The organism is Bradyrhizobium sp. Crot121 (genome assembly GCF_059512385.1).
In genome coordinates this window covers 1-2006 of sequence record NZ_JCAMOR010000207.1, presented here as the reverse complement: position 1 = coordinate 2006, position 2006 = coordinate 1, and the positions used below count along the sequence as shown (strand labels likewise).

Annotated in this window: 4 protein-coding genes; 2 read left to right on the top strand and 2 right to left on the bottom strand. The window is 60.7% G+C overall.

Annotated elements, in window-relative coordinates:
• Window positions 1-179 precede the first annotated feature (179 nt).
• Together AC5ZGW_RS45990 and AC5ZGW_RS45985 are read left to right on the top strand one after the other, a co-directional pair.
• Window positions 180-614 carry a response regulator gene (locus AC5ZGW_RS45990; protein WP_130231866.1) on the top strand — a complete coding sequence of 145 codons (435 nt, stop codon included), beginning with the start codon at window positions 180-182 and terminating at the stop codon, window positions 612-614.
• 8 nt (window positions 615-622) lie between these two features.
• Window positions 623-1036, top strand: a complete 414-nt coding sequence (locus AC5ZGW_RS45985) for an ArsC/Spx/MgsR family protein (RefSeq protein ID WP_130231864.1) — start codon at window positions 623-625, stop codon at window positions 1034-1036.
• A 127-nt stretch (window positions 1037-1163) separates the two neighbouring features.
• On the opposite strand, the gene AC5ZGW_RS45980 is transcribed toward AC5ZGW_RS45985, so the two are convergent.
• The gene (locus AC5ZGW_RS45980) at window positions 1164-1571 is read right to left on the bottom strand and encodes an MFS transporter (RefSeq protein ID WP_028169440.1); all 408 of its coding nucleotides are present in this window, start codon (window positions 1569-1571) and stop codon (window positions 1164-1166) included.
• Window positions 1572-1580: 9 nt separating this feature from the next.
• Window positions 1581-1763: a hypothetical protein gene (locus AC5ZGW_RS45975; protein WP_028169439.1), complete on the bottom strand. Its 183-nt coding sequence runs from the start codon at window positions 1761-1763 to the stop codon at window positions 1581-1583.
• Window positions 1764-2006: the final 243 nt, after the last annotated feature.

The following is a 2006-nucleotide window of genomic DNA, read 5'->3' as shown; positions in this document are numbered from 1 at the left end:
CCAGGTGTTTTGAAGGTGACAGCAATTGTGCCGCTGTCAGAAGCCGAACAAGGATCGCAAGCATCAAACGGGCAAAAACCGGCTTGGCGCGGGCCCTTTCGATGCGTTCATGCGTGGAACGGAAATTGCTAATTGCTCTTGCAAGCCGCTTTGTCGGCGCGATTTTCAGGAGAGCGACAGTGCAGCAAGATGTCGAAACCTCGAAGGCGGAGGGCCAGCGACGGGTATTCGTGGTCGACGATGACGAGATCACCCGCGTGACTTTGCAACTTATGCTGCATGACGAGATCGAGACGCACGAGCTTGCAACGCCGGAAGAGGCTTTTGTCAGGGGCATCGATTGGTTGAAGCCGGATGTGGTGCTACTCGGCGCCTCCTTTTTGGGGCAAAAGGGGCCGCCGTTGATCGGCCAATTGGCTGCCCATTTTCCCGAGGTGCGGATCCTGATCGTCTGCGACAAATCCGACGAGCCCACCGCGGTCGAAGGCATCAAGGCGGGCGCGCACGGCGTGCTTATCAAGCCTCTCACCTTGGAAGCCGTCCGCAAGAAGGTCGATGGTATTCTCGAACGGGGCGCCACCGCGCCCATCGTGCAGCTCAGGGTGCTGAGTTAGGCCAGGCCATGGCGACGATCATCTTCTATCAAAAACCCGACTGCGCCACCAACGCGCGCCAGATGCAGGCGCTGAAGGTCGCGGGCCACCACGTGATTGCCAAGGATATCTTGAAGGAGCCGTGGCGCGCGGAGGAACTGCGCCAGTGCTTCGGCAATACGCCGATCGGATCCTGGTTCAACCGCGCCGCGCCCCGTATCAAGTCAGGCGAAATCAATCCCGACGCGAGCGACGCGGCGAGCGCACTCGCGCTGATGCTCAGCGATCCGCTCCTGATAAGGCGCCCGCTGATCAACGCCGACGGCGCAAGATGCGCGGGATTCGATCATGAGCCCGTGCTGTCGCTGCTTGGGCGGAGCATGCAGGACGATCTCGAGCGATGCTCGAGCGAGGCAGCCGGAGGGTACTGCCGGAGCGGGTGAGCTACACTACTCGCTAGTTTAACGAGAGGCGAAGAAAGCGGAGTTTCCCCGCTCCCATGCTTCACGGGCGCGAGGAGCAGGCTCGCTGATGACGATCGGGGCTCTACACGCGCATCTATAATTTTAATTAGGGTTGATGAAAAAGCCCCGACGAGCAGCCAGCCAATGCGGTTATCGCGCCGGAGCCGGCACATTCGCGGATGGTGAATTGCGCGTGAAAGCCGGACATCGGTGGACGCTTCGCTGCACGTTCTAGTTCGACCGCATCGACATTCGCAGCGACATCGATGAATTTGAGAAAGGCGCCGAAGGCAGCTAGCACGGCCCCGAGCGCCACAGGCGTGCCGGCAACCGCGAGCCACGGCAGGATGAGCGCAATCCCGAACCAGCCGATCCGGATGATTGATTTGCTGCCGTAGCGCGCGCTCAACAGCCTGATCAGAAGCATCGAGATGACTGAGCTGATTCCCAGACAGAGCAGCAGAAAACCGAGGACTTCGTTATCGACAACCAGCCGCTCCTTCGCGAACGGCACCAGCGGCGCCTAGCCCGCAATGCCGAAACCGGCGACAAAGAATGCAAGGCGCGTCATGATCCGGCTGGCCAGACGACCGACGGACACCATCGGGAAAGCCCGGAGGAAGAGTGTGGTTTCCTGTTCGCACACGCTAATGACATCGCGGCGCAGCGAGAGCGGCTGCGATCGCAGTTGCAGCCCCTCCAACATGGTGTTTCATGTCCCCTCACAACACGTTGGCGGGGCGGCCGGACGCAATGGAGGACGTGCGGAGTCCGTCCCTACAGCGCCCCCCGCCTCCGAGCGGTGATGCTGCCCCAAGTGGCGTGCCGACATTGAAAGTTGGAGGTTCTACAGTCGCTTCGTACCGGGTGTGTGAAATGGACCCCGATTGTGGGACCACGTGCTTAGTTGGAAGGGGCTGCTCCGTTTGATAGACGGAGCGCATGATGA